10 protein-coding genes, 2 pseudogenes and 1 riboswitch are annotated in these 16,336 nt (G+C 59.8%); of the genes and pseudogenes, 7 read left to right on the top strand and 5 right to left on the bottom strand.

Annotated elements, in window-relative coordinates; translation table 11 throughout:
- Positions 1–16: 16 nt before the first annotated feature.
- Both BLT55_RS19015 and otnI read left to right on the top strand, forming a co-directional pair.
- Positions 17–1,474: pseudogene (locus tag BLT55_RS19015) on the top strand (GntT/GntP/DsdX family permease).
- 22 nt (positions 1,475–1,496) lie between these two features.
- Positions 1,497–2,282: a 2-oxo-tetronate isomerase gene (otnI, locus tag BLT55_RS19020; RefSeq protein ID WP_055001328.1), complete on the top strand. Its 786-nt coding sequence runs from the start codon at positions 1,497–1,499 to the stop codon at positions 2,280–2,282.
- 358 nt (positions 2,283–2,640) lie between these two features.
- Here otnI and BLT55_RS19025 read toward each other — a convergent pair whose 3' ends face one another.
- Together BLT55_RS19025 and BLT55_RS19030 are read right to left on the bottom strand one after the other, a co-directional pair.
- Positions 2,641–3,036, bottom strand: coding sequence for an acyl-CoA thioesterase (locus tag BLT55_RS19025; protein ID WP_002551711.1), 396 nt, complete (start codon positions 3,034–3,036; stop codon positions 2,641–2,643).
- A gap of 69 nt (positions 3,037–3,105) precedes the next feature.
- Entirely contained in the window at positions 3,106–4,992 is a 1,887-nt protein-coding gene (locus tag BLT55_RS19030) for a patatin-like phospholipase family protein (RefSeq protein ID WP_055001327.1), read from the bottom strand.
- 259 nt (positions 4,993–5,251) lie between these two features.
- Positions 5,252–5,362: riboswitch (S-adenosyl-L-homocysteine riboswitch) on the top strand.
- Positions 5,363–5,385: 23 nt separating this feature from the next.
- Between BLT55_RS19030 and ahcY the strand changes: the two genes are divergently transcribed.
- The 3 genes from ahcY (at position 5,386) to rhlE2 (ending at position 10,033) form a co-directional block, all read left to right on the top strand.
- Complete coding sequence (gene ahcY / locus BLT55_RS19035; protein WP_007248023.1) at positions 5,386–6,795, top strand: adenosylhomocysteinase; 1,410 nt, start codon at positions 5,386–5,388, stop codon at positions 6,793–6,795.
- 189 nt (positions 6,796–6,984) lie between these two features.
- Positions 6,985–7,830: a methylenetetrahydrofolate reductase [NAD(P)H] gene (gene metF, locus BLT55_RS19040; protein WP_007248024.1), complete on the top strand. Its 846-nt coding sequence runs from the start codon at positions 6,985–6,987 to the stop codon at positions 7,828–7,830.
- A gap of 310 nt (positions 7,831–8,140) precedes the next feature.
- Entirely contained in the window at positions 8,141–10,033 is a 1,893-nt protein-coding gene (gene rhlE2 / locus BLT55_RS19045; protein WP_055001326.1) for an RNA helicase RhlE2, read from the top strand.
- Positions 10,034–10,219: 186 nt separating this feature from the next.
- Here rhlE2 and BLT55_RS19050 read toward each other — a convergent pair whose 3' ends face one another.
- The 3 genes and pseudogenes from BLT55_RS19050 to BLT55_RS19065 all read right to left on the bottom strand — a co-directional run bounded on the left by BLT55_RS19050 (position 10,220) and on the right by BLT55_RS19065 (position 13,607).
- The gene (locus BLT55_RS19050; protein ID WP_055001325.1) at positions 10,220–10,798 is read right to left on the bottom strand and encodes a YceI family protein; all 579 of its coding nucleotides are present in this window, start codon (positions 10,796–10,798) and stop codon (positions 10,220–10,222) included.
- A 27-nt stretch (positions 10,799–10,825) separates the two neighbouring features.
- Positions 10,826–11,374, bottom strand: coding sequence for a cytochrome b (locus BLT55_RS19055; RefSeq protein WP_055001324.1), 549 nt, complete (start codon positions 11,372–11,374; stop codon positions 10,826–10,828).
- Between the two features lie 355 nt (positions 11,375–11,729).
- Positions 11,730–13,607: pseudogene (locus BLT55_RS19065) on the bottom strand (flavin monoamine oxidase family protein).
- Positions 13,608–13,817: 210 nt separating this feature from the next.
- Here BLT55_RS19065 and BLT55_RS19070 point away from each other — a divergent pair.
- Complete coding sequence (locus BLT55_RS19070; protein WP_055001323.1) at positions 13,818–15,224, top strand: adenosylmethionine--8-amino-7-oxononanoate transaminase; 1,407 nt, start codon at positions 13,818–13,820, stop codon at positions 15,222–15,224.
- Between the two features lie 159 nt (positions 15,225–15,383).
- Positions 15,384–16,103 (top strand): 16S rRNA (uracil(1498)-N(3))-methyltransferase, encoded by a 720-nt coding sequence (locus BLT55_RS19075; protein ID WP_055001322.1) that lies wholly within the window; start codon positions 15,384–15,386, stop codon positions 16,101–16,103.
- Positions 16,104–16,336 lie beyond the last annotated feature (233 nt).

Genomic DNA, 16,336 nt, shown 5'->3' on the forward strand with positions numbered 1-16,336 from the left:
GCCGGAGTGCGCAGGCATGACACCACTCATGTTGATGGTCGTGGCCGGTGCGGGCATCGCACTGCTGCTGTTTCTGGTGCTCAAGTACAAATTCCAGCCATTCGTTGCCTTGATGCTGGTCAGTATCATCGTGGCACTGGTCGCCGGTGTTAAACCGGCTGATCTGGTCGCCACCATTGAAGGCGGCATGGGCAAGACCCTCGGTCACATCGCGATCATCATCGCCTTGGGCGCGATGATCGGACGCATCATCGAACTGTCGGGCGGCGCCGAAGCACTGGCCAAGACCCTGATCAAGCGCTTCGGCAACCGGCGCACGCCGCTGGCCCTGACGGTGGCGGGTTTCATGGTCGGTATTCCGGTGTTCTTCGAAGTCGGTGTGATCATCCTCATGCCGCTGGCCTACGGCGTGGCCCGGGCGGCACGCAAGCCGCTGCTGATTTTCGCGCTACCGATGTGAGCCGCGTTGCTGGCCGTGCATGCCTTCCTGCCGCCACATCCTGGCGCCGTTGCCGCTGCCAGCCAGTTGGGCGCAGATCTCGGGCGTGTGTTGATGCTGGGTATTCCGATCGTGGCGGTATTGTGCGCGATCGGTTACTTCGTGGCAGCGCGCATGACTCGCAAAACCTACCCGATGACCGACGACATCCGCGCCGAAGTCTACGGCCCGCACGTAACCAACGAAGACCTCGAAGCCTGGGCGCGCAACGACTATTCGAGCGTGCGCGAAACGACTGAAACCAGAACCTTGGGCGCTGAAGAAACTGCCAGCAGTCTGGCGAGCAAACTGCCGCCAGCACCGGCACCGGGTTTCGGGTTGATCATTGCACTGATTCTGTTGCCGATTGTGTTGATCCTGCTGGGGACGCTGGCGACCACACTGCTGCCAGCCACCTCGACGTTGCGCGCAGTGCTGACCGTACTTGGCGCGCCGCTGGTGGCGCTGTTGATCGACACACTGCTGTGCGCCTGGCTGCTGGGTTCGCGTCGCGGCTGGAGCCGTTCTCAGGTGTCGGACGTGATCGGCTCGGCATTGCCCGGTGTGGCCATGGTGATCCTGATTGCCGGTGCCGGTGGCGTGTTCGGCAAAGTGCTGGTCGATACCGGAATTGGTGCAGTGGTGTCCGAAGCCTTGCGTAACACGGGCTTGCCGGTGTTGGCGCTGGGCTTTCTGCTGACCCTGTTGCTGCGTGCCGTTCAAGGCTCCACCACCGTCGCGCTGGTGACCACTGCGGGTATTCTCAGCCCGCTGATCGCCACGCTGGACCTGAGCGCCAACCATCTGGCTCTGCTGTGTCTGGCCATGGGCGGTGGCGGTCTGGCCATGTCGCACATCAACGACGCCGGTTACTGGATGTTCACCAAGCTGGCGGGCCTCAACGTCGCCGACGGCTTGCGCACCTGGACTGTACTGGTCACGCTGCTCGGCACACTGGGCTTTGTGATCACCCTGCTGCTTTGGCCATTCGTCTGACCCTTTGAAGACTGGAGTTAACATGCCTCGTTTTGCCGCCAACCTCAGCATGCTGTACCCGCAGCATGATTTTCTTGAGCGCTTTGCCGCAGCCGCTGCCGACGGTTTCGGCGCGGTCGAGTACCTGTTTCCTTATGCCTACACGCCGCAGGAACTCAAACAACGCCTGAGCGACAACGGTCTGGTGCAGGCGCTGTTCAACGCCCCGCCGGGTGACTGGGATAACTGCGAGCGCGGGATCGCCACGCTGCCGGGCCGTGAGGCGGAATTTCGCAGTGGGATCGAACGTGCGCTGGAATACGCGCAGGTGCTGGGCACCGACCGCGTGCACGTAATGGCCGGCCTGCTGCCTGACGAAAACCTGCGCGAGCGTCATCAGGCGGTCTATCTGGAAAATCTGGCCTTCGCGGCGCAACAAGCCAAGGGTGTTGGCGTCACGATCCTGATCGAACCGATCAACACCCGCGACATGCCGGGCTTCTTCCTTAATCGTCAGGATCAGGCGCAGAAAATCTGCAAACTGGTGGGTGCTGACAACCTGAAAGTACAGTTCGATTGCTATCACTGCCAGATCGTCGAAGGCGACCTGACCAGCACACTGCGCCGCGACTTCGCCGGCATCGGCCACATCCAGATCGCAGGCGTACCGGATCGCAATGAACCGAACCTCGGCGAACTGAACTACGAATACCTGTTCAACGTCATCGACGAACTGGGCTATGACGGCTGGATCGGCTGCGAATACCGCCCGAGAGGCGATACCAGCGAAGGGCTGTCTTGGTTGCGGGCGTTGCAGGGGAAGGGCTGAACTAAGCGTCGTGAACGGCATTCCCACGCGAGCGTGAGGAATCTCGACTATCGTGCGACGCTCCGCGTCGCATGCCGTTCTGGACGCTCTGCGTCTGGTCTTGACTCTGAAATGCATCGTTTGAGCGATCGTCTTCGCGGACAAGCCCGCTCCCACTGGAGAGGGAGAACGATCACTCAACTATCGTGCGACGCTCCGCGTCGCATGCCGTTCTGGACGCTCTGCGTCTGGTCTTGACTCTGAAATGCATCGTTTGAGCGATCGTCTTCGCGGACAAGTCCGCTCCCACTGGAGAGGGAGAACGATCACTCAACTATCGTACCCATGCTCTGCGCCCGGTTTTAAGAGATAGGAAACATCAGTCCTCCACGTCGAACTGGTCCTTGATGTAGCGGATTTCAGTCCGGCCGTGCGGGGCGGGCTGGCCGTCTTCGTCGAGGTTGACGAAGACGATCTTCTCGACCGTCAGGATGCTTTTGCGGGTGATCTTGTTGCGCACCTGGCATTTCAGGGTGATCGAGGTACGGCCGAACTCGGTGGCGGTGATACCCAGTTCGATGATGTCACCCTGACGCGAGGCGCTGACAAAGTTGATCTCGGAAATATATTTGGTCACCACCCGCTGATTACCCAGCTGGACGATGGCGTAAATCGCAGCTTCTTCATCGATCCAGCGCAGCAGGCTGCCGCCGAACAGAGTGCCGTTGGGGTTGAGGTCTTCGGGCTTTACCCACTTGCGGGTGTGGAAATTCATGTTCACTCCTGAGCGTCTGGCCGGTAGAGAAGCGCATGATGGCAGAGCCAGCCGCCCGTGCCCATGCCATTACGCCGCCGCATCGGCCGTTGTTATGCGCCAGGACCTTGCCAGTTCCACAGTACCGGATTGCAGCCACTCGCCAGGCAGCGCGGATCGGGAGGTGTAGGCGGCAATAATGCCGTCCAGTGCGCGATTGACTTCGCTTGCGGTAGTCGCCTGCAACAGAATCCGGTCGGCACTCAGCAACAGATTGATGTTGGCCGACGTCTGCAGAAACAGATGCATTGACGGAAAGATCACCGACTTCCTGATGTTGCTCGCAATGACTCGAATCTCCCGCTCACGCATTTCCGCCAATGCGGCAGCCAGCACCGGCGATGCCACGGAGTTATCGCGCACGGCATCCAGCAGGCGCACGCGGGCCTTTCGGTCGAAGCGGTTCAATTGCAGTGCCAGCCATTTGAGGTGCGCAGGTTCGGCGACCATGCCATCAAGACGCGCGATGACCGCTTGAAGACGGTCAGTCAACGTCAACCGGCTGCTCGCCTCGTGTGTGTCGACCAGCGTTTCCAGCGTGGCAAGTGACGCGTTTGCCCCTGAAAGCCAGGCCAGTACCCCGTTCACGGTAACGTCGGGCGCCTCGTTCAGAACGCTGTCGAGCATTTCTTCATCCATATTAAGCAGCGCCTCATTCATGGACTCGAACACATAGTGCTCTCGTTTTTCCGCACGACGTTCAAGGTGCGTATTGACCGCCTGCTGCAAACGCTCTTGCAGGTGATCCTTGATCTCGGCGGTCATACCAAAATTCAGCGTACCGCCCAACTTACCGCGAAAATCACCTTTTTCCGTCAGCAGTGGCACCACAACAGTCTGCTCCGCAAAGGCTTTGAGGCTGAGGTTCTGGAACTCATGACGTGCAGACACCGGAGCGCCGGTCAGCCAATCGGACAACAACTGCATAAAACCACCACGGCTGCCCGGGGTTTCCAGCTCTTCGAACCGGAGGATCAACATGTCCGAGCCGGACATCAGGTCTGTGGTTAGCCCGGGATCAATAAGCTGAGGCACCGGCGTGTTGAGCAGAACGCCACCGTCCTGAAAGAACGTCAGTTCGTCTATTGCCTGAAACACCATGCCCTCCCCAGCCGGCTGCCTGAACACCACGGGCAGGGACGCGGAGACATGGGCCGCCATCGCGATGTCCAGATCGGGCGTCAATGCGGCGCTAAATACCACAAGTTGCGGTACTCCCGCGAGCATGGCCGTGCCGGTGATGTTGAGGTTTTTGATCTGTGGAATATGGCGGTTGAGCACGGCCAGGTCGGCGAACGTCACTAGGCCGTTGGCCAGCAAGCGTTCACGGATATCCGTAACCTCGACGGGGTGACGGTCATGGATTCGCGCCAGAATCGTCGTCCGCGCGGTTTCACGCATCAGCGCTTGCAGAGGTTGAGCCTGAGACTGGATACGCGGCAAAACACTCAACAGCACGCGGGTAAAGTCACCGAAGGCGCCGGGCAGTGCTTTTTGCGTGATGGCCCCCAAGTCGGAAAAGGCCTGCTGGAACCATCCGGCGCTGCTCTCGGAGCTGTCGAGCAAGGTAAGCAGATCGGTATCGTCGGTCAGCTTGTCGAATTGCCGGGCATCCATACCCGAAGCAATCAGCACGGCCATGATCGCACCTGCTGAAGAGCCATAAATCGCCTGAATGCCATCGAGAACGCCCTGCTGCTCAAGCGCTGTGACGGCTCCGGAGTAGGCGACGCCCTTTGCGCCACCGCCACTGAGGATCAGTTTGTTGACCGGCGGCAGCGCCAGTTCGAGCCGGGTTACGCCATTCTCATAATGGGTCAGCGTGATGCGACGCTTGCCTGCCTGTTCGACGAGAACGCGGGAACGGCCCTCCGGGTCAGGCGCTGTCGGTCGGGTGTTTTTCGAAATCGTGTTCATGATGCGTCCTGCCTTCCATTGCACTGCGCGTGCACTTGCCAAGCTGTTTTTGCAGGACAAAAAGCATGACTCACGCGTTCGCCTGCCGGTGAAAGGCAAGACTAAAGACAACCAGGAAGCGAAGTGCGGTACAAGAATATAGAGGAACGAAAATCTGCCAGAACGTGATCCGACAGAAAGTCTTGGGAAGAATCGCCAGCGCAGCTATACTGCCAAACGTTTCAAAACGGTCATCAACGCTTGATACCGTTCCCGCCACCTGTCCGAGGGGCGCTGCAGCAGGTTTTCCCTGTCAGGCTCGGATGGGGCGTTGTTTGCAGGGTCGATCATCGGCCGGCAAGCCTTAAACGCACAACGGCGCCCATTCGCATTTTTATGGAATGGAGACTCTCAATGAGTGCTGTAATCACGCCCGCAGATTTCAATGACTACAAGGTCGCCGACATTTCCCTGGCTGCCTGGGGTCGCCGCGAAACCATCATCGCCGAATCCGAAATGCCAGCCCTGATGGGCTTGCGTCGCAAGTATGCCGCTGAGCAGCCGCTCAAAGGCGCGAAAATTCTCGGCTGCATCCACATGACCATTCAGACCGCCGTGCTGATCGAAACCCTGGTTGCCCTGGGTGCCGAAGTACGCTGGTCGTCGTGCAACATTTTCTCGACTCAGGACCAGGCCGCTGCAGCCATCGCTGCTGCCGGTATTCCTGTGTTCGCCTGGAAAGGCGAAACCGAAGAAGAATACGAGTGGTGCATCGAGCAGACCATCCTCAAGGATGGCCAGCCATGGGATGCCAACATGATCCTCGACGACGGCGGCGACCTGACCGAGATCATCCACAAGAAATACCCGGCGATGCTGGACAAGATCCACGGCGTGACCGAAGAGACCACCACCGGCGTTCACCGCCTGCTGGACATGCTGGCCAAGGGCGAGCTGAAAATCCCGGCCATCAACGTCAATGACTCGGTGACCAAAAGCAAGAACGACAACAAATACGGCTGCCGTCACAGCCTGAACGACGCCATCAAGCGCGGCACTGACCACTTGCTGTCCGGCAAGCAGGCGCTGGTGATCGGCTACGGTGACGTGGGCAAGGGCTCGGCCCAGTCGCTGCGTCAGGAAGGCATGATCGTCAAAGTGACCGAAGTCGACCCGATCTGCGCCATGCAAGCGTGCATGGACGGTTTCGAACTGGTTTCTCCGTTCATCGACGGCGAAAACGACGGCACCGAAGCGAGCATCGACAAAGCGCTGCTGGGCAAGATCGACCTGATCGTGACCACCACCGGTAACGTCAATGTCTGCGACTCCAACATGCTCAAAGCGCTGAAAAAGCGTGCTGTGGTCTGCAACATCGGCCACTTCGACAACGAAATCGACACCGCTTTCATGCGCAAGAACTGGGCATGGGAAGAAGTGAAGCCACAGGTTCACAAGATCCATCGTACTGGCGCTGGCTCGTTCGACGCACAGAATGACGACTACCTGATCCTGCTGGCCGAAGGCCGTCTGGTAAACCTGGGCAACGCCACGGGTCACCCGAGCCGCATCATGGATGGCTCGTTCGCCAACCAGGTTCTGGCGCAGATCTTCCTGTTCGAGCAGAAGTACGCTGACCTGGCTCCGGCCCAAAAAGCCGAGCGGCTGACCGTTGAAGTGCTGCCGAAAAAACTCGACGAAGAAGTGGCCCTGGAAATGGTCCGCGGCTTCGGCGGCGTCGTGACCAAACTGACCAAGACCCAGGCCGACTACATCGGCGTGACCGTCGAAGGTCCGTTCAAGCCAGACGCTTATCGCTATTGATTGATAGCTGTAAGCGGTAAGTTTCAAGCTGCAAGCAAGTGCGCTTTTCTTGTTTGCAGCTTGGGCTTTAAGCTCGTTTCTTTATCGTTACTAAACAGCCGTGAGCGGCAAGCGTGAGACTGCGGAGCCAGGCCTACAGCCCTCTTGCAGCTTGCAACTTGCAGCTAAAAGCTGGAGGCCTCCTCCCCCATGTCTCAAGAACGCCGCTTCAGCTTCGAGTTCTTCCCCACCAAGACCGACGCTGGACATGAAAAGCTGCTGACCGTTGCTCGTCAGTTGGCTACGTACAACCCCGATTTTTTCTCCTGCACCTATGGTGCCGGTGGTTCGACTCGCGACCGCACGCTTAACACCGTGCTGCAGCTGGAGAACGAAGTGAAAGTGCCTGCCGCGCCGCATTTGTCGTGCGTGGGTGACAGCAAGGACGACTTGCGCAGCCTGCTGGCCCAGTACAAGGCTGCCGGCATCAAACGCATCGTGGCCCTGCGCGGTGATCTGCCTTCGGGTATGGGCATGGCCAGCGGTGAGCTGCGTCACGCCAATGATCTGGTGAACTTCATTCGTGAAGAGACGGGCAGCCACTTCCATATCGAAGTCGCGGCCTACCCGGAAATGCACCCTCAGGCGCGTAATTTCGAGGATGACCTCAAGCACTTCGTCAACAAGGCCAACGCTGGTGCCGACAGTGCGATTACCCAGTACTTCTTCAACGCCGACAGTTATTTCAATTTTGTCGAGCGTGTCGAGAAGATGGGTGTGAGCATTCCGATCGTGCCGGGCATCATGCCGATCACCAACTACAGCAAGCTGGCGCGTTTCTCGGATGCCTGCGGGGCGGAAATCCCGCGCTGGATCCGCAAGCAGCTGGAAGCTTACGGCGACGACGTGCAAAGCATCCAGGCGTTTGGCGAAGAAGTCATCACGCAGATGTGCGAACGCCTGCTGCAAGGCGGCGCACCCGGGCTGCACTTTTACACGCTGAACCAGGCAGATCCGAGCCTGGCGGTGTGGAACAACCTGCAATTGCCACGCTGATAACGTCGTAACACCGCGATCTGCCGGGTGATTCCCCGGAGATCGCGGCGTTATAAACCGTTGGGCAGCAGGAAAGCAGCGTATTGCGCTCGCTCTGTTATACTCCAGCCTTCCCGCCAGGCTTACGCCCGGACGCTCGGTCTTGCAATCGTCACTCGTTCACGCCATCAGCGCACTTTTCATCAAGCGCAGACGTCACGAGATGCACTGAAGACCCTGCAGGACCGGACGGGATCGCGTTGTCTTTACACGCCATTCGCGCCAGGCAAGACATCCCTTGAGCTTAAGCTCCAACAGAACAGGATTACTCATGTCCTTTGCTTCCCTCGGTCTCTCCGAGGCTTTAGTCCGCGCCATCGAGGCAGCGGGCTACACCCAGCCGACCCCCGTGCAACAGCGGGCCATCCCCGCCGTGTTGCAAGGTCGCGACCTTATGGTTGCGGCACAGACAGGTACTGGTAAAACCGGCGGCTTCGCCCTCCCGATTCTGGAGCGGTTGTTTCCCAATGGTGTTCCGGACAAATCCCAGCGTCACGGCCCGCGCCAACCACGCGTTCTGGTCCTGACCCCGACGCGCGAACTCGCCGCGCAAGTGCATGACAGCTTCAAGCTGTATGCCCGCGACCTGAAGTTCGTCAGCGCCTGTATCTTCGGCGGCGTTGGCACGAACCCTCAGGTTCAGGCCATGGCCCGTGGTGTGGACGTACTGGTGGCCTGCCCCGGCCGCCTGCTCGACCTCGCCGGCCAAGGCCGCGTCGACTTGTCCCACGTCGAAATCCTGGTGCTCGATGAAGCAGACCGGATGCTCGACATGGGCTTCGTGCATGACGTCAAAAAGGTCCTTGCCCGCTTGCCTGCCAAGCGTCAGAACCTGCTGTTTTCGGCGACGTTCTCCAACGACATCACCGCGTTGGCTGGCAAGCTGCTGCATAACCCGGAGCGCATCGAAGTCACGCCACCGAACACCACGGTCGAGCGTATCGAGCAACGGGTTTTCCGCCTTCCCGCCAACCATAAACGCTCGCTGCTGGCGCATCTGATTACCGTCGGTGCCTGGGAACAGGTGCTGATCTTCACGCGTACCAAGCATGGCGCCAACCGCCTGGCCGAGTACCTGGACAAGCACGGTCTTGCGGCCGTGGCGATCCACGGCAACAAGAGTCAGAACGCGCGCACCAAGGCCCTGGCCGACTTCAAGGCCGGTGATGTTCGCATCATGGTTGCCACCGATATCGCGGCCCGCGGCCTGGACATAGATCAGTTGCCACACGTGGTCAACTTCGAACTGCCTAACGTCGACGAAGATTACGTGCACCGTATCGGGCGTACTGGCCGTGCAGGTCGTTCCGGCGAAGCCATTTCGCTGGTTGCGCCGGACGAAGAGAAGCTGCTCAAAAGCATCGAGCGCATGACCCGACAGAAGATCCCGGATGGCGATCTGATGGGCTTCGACATCACTGCAGTCGAGGCTGAAAAGCCGGAAGTGCGTGAGCGCCCGGATGTCCGCAACCCGCGTGGCGCGCGTCCTGCGCGTGGTGATGGCGACAAGAATAATGGTGGTCGTCGCGACAAGGGCAAGGATAAAGGCAAGGAAAAACCTGCCGCTGCGGCCGCCGCTGGCGAACGCCCTGCCAGGCAGCCACGCGAAAAAAAACCTCGTGAGGGCACGCCTCGCAGCGAACAGCGTGCATCGCAACCTGCCACACCGCGCCCGGCATCGGATCGCGCCCCTGATGAGTTTCGCGATGACGAAGTAGACAACTTTGGCAATCGCGCTGACTACGTCAGCCCTTATCAGGGTAAAGGCCAGAATCGTGGTCGTCGTCCGGCAGCCGCGCCTGGCGCAGCTGCACCGGCCGCTGGCGGCGCTGCTCGCCCACCTAGTCAGGGTCGCCCTGCAGGTGGTGCTCCACGTACCGGTTCCGGTACTGGCGCACCCAAGCGGAACGGCTCGGGCACTTCGGCACCGCGCTCGCGCGATGGTCAGCCACGCGGTCGTCGTCCAGCCCGCGAAGAGCAACCCTTGCCTCGTGAGGGTCAGGAGCCAGCTGTGCGCGCCCCGCGTGACGGCCAGCCTCAGCCGAAGATCGTGCACAAGGAATCGAAGATCGACCGCTTCCCGTCTGCCGAGCAACTGGATCAGTTGCCAGCACGCCCGCGCGGTGAAAAACCGGCCCTGCTGACCCGCAACCGCGACAGCTGATAACCCGGCAACAAAAAACGCCCCGACCTGTTCGGGGCGTTTTTGTTTGTGGACTACATGATGACTCGTGATCATCGCTCCCACGCTCCACGTGGTAGCGCAGCTCTGGACGCTCCGCGTCCGATCCTGAGCAACACCAACAAAAACGCCGACCCAAGGGTCGGCGTTTGTCGATCAGGCGTGCACTTACTTCTTCTGTACGCCTTCGAAGCTGATGTCCAGGTCCAGCGTTTGCGACGTCGGGCCAGGGCCTTTGATGCCGAAGTCGTTCAGGTTCAGCGTCGAAGTACCGTTGAAGCCGGCACGGTAGCCGCCCCATGGATCCTTGCCTTCGCCGTTGAAGGTTGCCTTGATCACGATTGGCTTGGTCACGCCGTGCAGGGTCAGGTCGCCGGTCACGTCAGCAGTTTTCTCGCCAGTCGATTTGACGCTGGTGGAAACGAACTTCGCTTCAGGGTATTTGGCAACGTCCAGGAAGTCTTTGCTGGAGATGTGCTTGTCGCGCTCAGCGTGGTTGGTGTCCAGGCTTTTGGTTTTCAGCTCGACATTGATTTTGCTGGCTTCAGGCTTGGCAGCATCAAAGCTGAACGTGCCGTCCCAGTCCTTGAATGTACCGTGAATGAAGCTGTAGCCCAGGTGGCTGATCTTGAAGTCAACGAATGCGTGTTGACCTTCCTTGTCGATAACGTAGTCGGCAGCCACGGCCTGGCCAGCAGACAACAGTGCGGTACCCAGAGCCAGAGCGGCGAGAGACTTCTTCAACATGCTTTTCTTCCCGTTTTGGTTGAACAATCAATTACGACCCAGCATACGCTTGAGGGTCACATCGTGATCGATGAAGTGGTGTTTCAATGCTGCCAGACCATGGAGCCCCGCGAAAATCACGATGACCCAGGCCAGGTAAAGGTGAATCCAGCCAGCCGTTTCCGCCTGTTCAGGCAAGCCTGAAACCAGCGCAGGTACTTCGAACAGACCGAATACCGGAATCCCCACGCCGTCGGCAGTAGAGATGAGGTAGCCGGCCAGCATCACGGCAAACAGTGCAACGTACAGAAACAGATGGCCGAACGCCGCGCCGAGACGCGTCAACTTACTGTAGCTGCTCAATGGCGGCGGTGGCGGGCTGAGCAAGCGCCAGACCACACGAGTCAGCATGATCGCGAACAGCGTCATGCCAATGCTTTTGTGCAGATCCGGACCGGCCTTGCGCCAGGTATCGTAATAATCCAGCCCGACCATCCACAGTCCCAATGCGAACATGCCGAACACGACAGCGGCCACACCCCAGTGCAACATCATGCTGACCAGACCGTAGCGAGAGGATGAATTACGTAGCTGCATTACCAATACCTTGTCAGAAGTGTTACCAGACTAGCGTTTTATCTATCGAATGAAAGCGCAAAATATTGCTCTGACCTATCGAACAATACGATCGATCAGACCAGCGTTTCACGCTTTGGCGCAGCTGGCTTTATCAGTGTCTGACCCCCTTGTCAGCGGTGCAGACGCCCTTGCCGCAACAGCATCTCGATAATTCGCGCTTAGTAACACTTTGTAATGACCGTCGGCCGTTCGATACCGATGAACGGCATAATCCTTCTGCGCAAGCCCGGTTGCTGTGTATAAACGAATTGAGCACGCATACAAAAAGGAGCGCGGCATGAACCGCGCTCCTTTTTGATCAGCGTGCGCCGGGTCAGTTATTGACGTCGGCAGGCGCTGGTTCAGCGGGCGTCTTGGCCGGAGCAGGTTTGCTCGCGGCTTTTTTGGCAGCCTCTTTTTTCGCAGCTTCTTTTTTAGCCGCCTCTTTCTTCGCGGCTTCTTTCTTTGCGTCTTCCTTGGACTGCGGCTTCTTCGCCGCATCGGCCTTGGCCGCCGGCTTTTTCGCGGGTTCTGCTTTCACGGGCGGTTGGGCTGGCTGAACCACCGGCGCAACCACTGGTGCGGGTGCTGCAACGGGTGGCGGCGCTGGAGCAGGCTCTGGCGCTTTTTCTACCGGGGCAGGCGCGCCGGCAGGTGCTTCTGAACCACCAAACAGGCGCGAGAAGAAGCCCGGCTTTTCAGCCTGCGGCTTGGCGGGTTCAGCCGGCTTGTCAGAAGAACCGCCACCAAACAGATTGGTGAAGAAATTGCCTTCGGACTTCTGCGAAGCCGGTGCAGGCGCTTTCGGTGGAACGGCCTTGACCGGTTCGAACGACTTGCCAGCCGCCAGATCCTGCACCTGACTGGCAGCCCGCTGGCCGCTACGCAATGCGCCTTCCAGCGTGCCGGGGTACAGGGTGTCGGTGTGTTCACCGGCAAAAGCTACACGCAGAATCGGCCTTTCCCACAAGCGCCAGTACTTGCTGATCTGACCTGGGCCATAGGCCAGATACGAGCCACCGGTAGACGGGTCGACGCTGTAACGACGAATTTCATAACCGGAGAAGGCCCCACGCGCCTCAGGGTAGAACGCGTTCAGGCGGATCAGCACCTGATCGACCATCTGCTTGTCGCCGAACGCCTGCATGATGCGGGCATTGTCGCCGGCCAGGTTGATCACCACATTGGCGCCGCCCTTGAGAGCCGGTTCGATCCAGAGCATGCCCAGACCGGTGTTGCTGAACACTTCGCCCGACATGCGCGCCTTGCTGTCCCAGACCGGGGTCTTGAACTTGAGCATGATCTGGTCGCGCCAACCGTAGTTGATGCTCTTGATCGCGCCCATGTGCTGAGCATCCAGCGCAGGCGTCATCTGAATCTTGCTCAGCGAGCGCAGCGGCACGGCCATGACCACGTAATCGGCGGTGTAGCTGGTCGCGCCCGCCTTGACCGTGACCTTGTCCTTTTCCTGAACCACTGCCGACACCGGCGAGTTGGTCTTGACAGTCTTGAGCTGCTTGACGAACGCCTGGGTCAGTACCGCACTGCCACCGGGCAGGCGCGAGGCGCGCAAATCACGCTCATCGACCGAACGGTAAACCCGCGATTGCTGTGCGAGATACAGCAGCGACAGGCGCGAAGGCTCGTCGTAGCGGGTACGAATCTGCTGATTGATCAACTGACGAGCCGTGGCAGGCAGGCTCAGGCGGTCGAGCCAGTTGGCGACGTTGATCTGGTCCAGCGCGAATAGCGTGCTGTTGGATGCCGGGTTTTCGGGGTCGTCAACCGAGCGCGCCAGGTTGTCCAGCGTCTCGTTGTAGCGCTTGATGGCTTCGGCAGTCGCAGGCTGTTTGACAGCCAGATCGGCCTGGGTGAAATGCACCCCGTCGATCAGATAGCTCGGCGTACGCACGAATTCCGGCGCTGGCACAGTGGTCAGCTTGAACGTATCCAGGTAGCGGTTCAACACCGGCTGGGTCTTGGTGTTGCCGATCCACTCGCTGGTCGCCAGACCGGAGCGCCCGCCGAGCGCCGGTTTGGCCTACAGCAGCGTCACCTGCCAGCCTTTGGCTTGCAGTTCATAAGCAGCGGTCAAACCCGCCAGACCACCGCCGACGACAATCGCGGTGCGTTGTTTTTCATCGGCGAGCGTCGAAACGCTGACCAGCCCTGCAACTATCAGCGCACACGCGCGCAGCCACCCAGAAAGCATTCGGCGAACTCCGAAAAAGCGTAGGAAAGATTGGGCAAGTCAGCCCGAAACATCGACTCGCTGCGCAGGATACGCGAGCCATCAAATAGCCGCCAGCAATGTCCTGCGCCTGCTAAAAACGCATCAAAGGTTGTTCCACAGCCGGGCATTGCATAGGCTTGCGCGATTGTTCGTCCTCGCATCAGGCGAGTCGCTACCCGGAGATTGAAAATGGGTCTCAATGACCAGTGGATGCAACGTGACCTCAAGGTCCTGTGGCACCCCTGCACGCAGATGAAAGACCACGAAAATCTGCCGCTGATACCGATCAGGCGTGGCGAAGGCGTGTGGCTCGAAGACTTCGAAGGCAAGCGTTATCTGGACGCGGTGAGCTCCTGGTGGGTCAATGTGTTCGGACACGCCAACCCGCGCATCAACCAGCGCATCAAGGATCAGGTCGACCAACTGGAACACGTGATCCTCGCCGGTTTCAGCCATCAGCCGGTGATCGAGCTGTCCGAGCGGCTGGTCAAGCTCACACCCGAAGGCCTGACGCGCTGTTTCTACGCCGATAATGGCTCATCGTGCATCGAAGTGGCGCTGAAGATGAGTTTTCACTACTGGCTCAATCGCGGCCAGCCGGAGAAGAAACGCTTCGTCACGCTGACCAACAGCTACCACGGCGAAACCATGGCCGCGATGTCGGTCGGTGACGTGCCGCTGTTCACTGAAACCTACAAGGCGCTGCTGCTCGACACCCTCAAAGTGCCAAGTCCCGACTGCTATCACCGCCCGGACGGCATGAGCTGGGAAGAGCATTCGCGCAACATGTTTGCGGCCATGGAACAGACCCTGGCCGAGCACCATGCCAGCGTCGCCGCCGTGATCGTCGAGCCGCTGATTCAGGGCGCGGGCGGCATGCGCATGTATCACCCGATCTACCTCAAGCTGCTGCGCGAGGCCTGTGACCGCTACGGCGTGCACTTGATCCACGATGAAATCGCCGTCGGCTTCGGCCGCACCGGAACCATGTTTGCCTGCGAACAAGCGGGCATCCGTCCGGATTTTCTGTGCCTGTCCAAGGCGCTGACCGGTGGTTACCTGCCGCTGGCGGCCTGCCTGACCACCGACGATGTGTACGACGCGTTCTACGATGACTACCCGACCCTTCGCGCCTTCCTGCATTCGCACAGCTACACCGGCAACCCGCTGGCCTGCGCTGCGGCGCTGGCGACACTGGATATCTTCGAGCAGGACAACGTCATCGAGAACAACAAGGCGCTGGCGCAGCGGATGGCGACCGCCACGGCGCATCTGGTGGATCACCCGCATGTGGCCGAAGTGCGCCAGACCGGCATGGCCATCGCGATCGAGATGGTTCAGGACAAGGCCAGCAAAACCGCTTATCCGTGGCAGGAACGCCGTGGCATGAAAGTATTCCAGCACGCACTGGAGCGCGGCGCCCTGCTGCGACCGCTGGGCAGCGTGGTGTATTTCCTGCCGCCGTATGTGATTACCCCGGAGCAGATCGACTTTCTGGCTGAAGTGGCCACCGAAGGCATTGATATCGCGACGCGCAGTAGTATCAGTGTGGCGGTGCGCGAGAATTTTCATCCGGATTTCAGGGATCCGGGTTAAGGGCTGGAATTTGCGGCGTCGCGACTGGCTTATTCGCGGACAAGTCCGCTCCCACGAGCGGACCGGGCAACGCCGCCCTACTGTGGGAGCGGGCCGGGCGACGCTTCGCTTGCTCGCGAAAGCGCTATCACAGAACAAACACTGGAACCGAGACATACCATGAGACTGTCCCGCTTTTTCACTGAAACGCCGCTGAGCCTGGGCGAACACGAACTGCCTGAAGCCCAGGCGCATTACATAAGCCGCGTATTGCGCATGACCGAGGGCGATGCGCTGCAACTGTTCGACGGTTCAGGCCTGGAGTTTCGCGGCACGCTGCTGGAAGTCGGCAAGAAACGTGTGCGCGTGCAATTGACCGAAAGCTTTGCCGGACAGGTTGAATCAGGCCTGCGCATTCATCTGGGTCAGGGTTTGTCGCGGGGTGAGCGCATGGACTGGGCGATTCAGAAGGCGACCGAACTGGGCGTCAGCGAGATTACCCCGATCATCAGCGAGCGCTGCGAAGTGCGCCTCAAGGACGAACGCGCCGAAAAGCGTCAGGCGCATTGGCAGCAGATCGCGATCAGTGCGTGTGAGCAATGCGGTCGTTCGGTGGTGCCGGTGATTCATCCACCGATGCCGCTGTCCGACTGGATCAAACTCACCGAGGCCGACCTGAAACTGGTGCTGCACCCGGTCGCAGAACCACTGACCAGCCATGCCAAACCCGCCAGCCTGGCCTTCCTGATCGGCCCTGAAGGTGGCTTGAACGAGGCAGAAGTCGATCAGGCACAAACCGCCGGCTTCCACGCCGCCCGCCTCGGCCCGAGAGTCCTGCGCACCGAAACCGCCCCGGTGGTTGCGCTGAGCGTGGCGCAACAGTTGTGGGGCGATTTTTGACGGGGTGATCGTTCCCAGCGTTACACACACGTCCGAAAGAGCCAGGCACGCGCTGTTTTCGTAGGAGCGGATCGGGCGACGCTTCGCTTGTCCGCGAAGGGTTGCGGAGCAACCCCAAAACGAGCCACCTCAGCTATATCTGATGTATCGAGGCGGCTGGCTTTGCTGCCGGTTCCCGGCAGTTCGCGGACAAGTCCGCTCCCACAGCCTCCGGCCAGAATCAAAAGCGGACT

The sequence above is a fragment of the Pseudomonas cannabina genome, from assembly GCF_900100365.1.
Taxonomy (GTDB): Bacteria; Pseudomonadota; Gammaproteobacteria; order Pseudomonadales; family Pseudomonadaceae; genus Aquipseudomonas; species Aquipseudomonas cannabina.

Coding starts and splice junctions, on each gene's coding strand:
- BLT55_RS19050 (WP_055001325.1), bottom strand. CDS start 10,798: ATGTTGAAGAAGTCTCTCGCCGCTCTGGCTCTGGGTACCGCACTGTTG.
- BLT55_RS19070 (WP_055001323.1), top strand. CDS start 13,818: ATGGGTCTCAATGACCAGTGGATGCAACGTGACCTCAAGGTCCTGTGG.
- rhlE2 (WP_055001326.1), top strand. CDS start 8,141: ATGTCCTTTGCTTCCCTCGGTCTCTCCGAGGCTTTAGTCCGCGCCATC.
- otnI (WP_055001328.1), top strand. CDS start 1,497: ATGCCTCGTTTTGCCGCCAACCTCAGCATGCTGTACCCGCAGCATGAT.
- BLT55_RS19025 (WP_002551711.1), bottom strand. CDS start 3,036: ATGAATTTCCACACCCGCAAGTGGGTAAAGCCCGAAGACCTCAACCCC.
- BLT55_RS19055 (WP_055001324.1), bottom strand. CDS start 11,374: ATGCAGCTACGTAATTCATCCTCTCGCTACGGTCTGGTCAGCATGATG.
- ahcY (WP_007248023.1), top strand. CDS start 5,386: ATGAGTGCTGTAATCACGCCCGCAGATTTCAATGACTACAAGGTCGCC.
- BLT55_RS19075 (WP_055001322.1), top strand. CDS start 15,384: ATGAGACTGTCCCGCTTTTTCACTGAAACGCCGCTGAGCCTGGGCGAA.
- metF (WP_007248024.1), top strand. CDS start 6,985: ATGTCTCAAGAACGCCGCTTCAGCTTCGAGTTCTTCCCCACCAAGACC.
- BLT55_RS19030 (WP_055001327.1), bottom strand. CDS start 4,992: ATGAACACGATTTCGAAAAACACCCGACCGACAGCGCCTGACCCGGAG.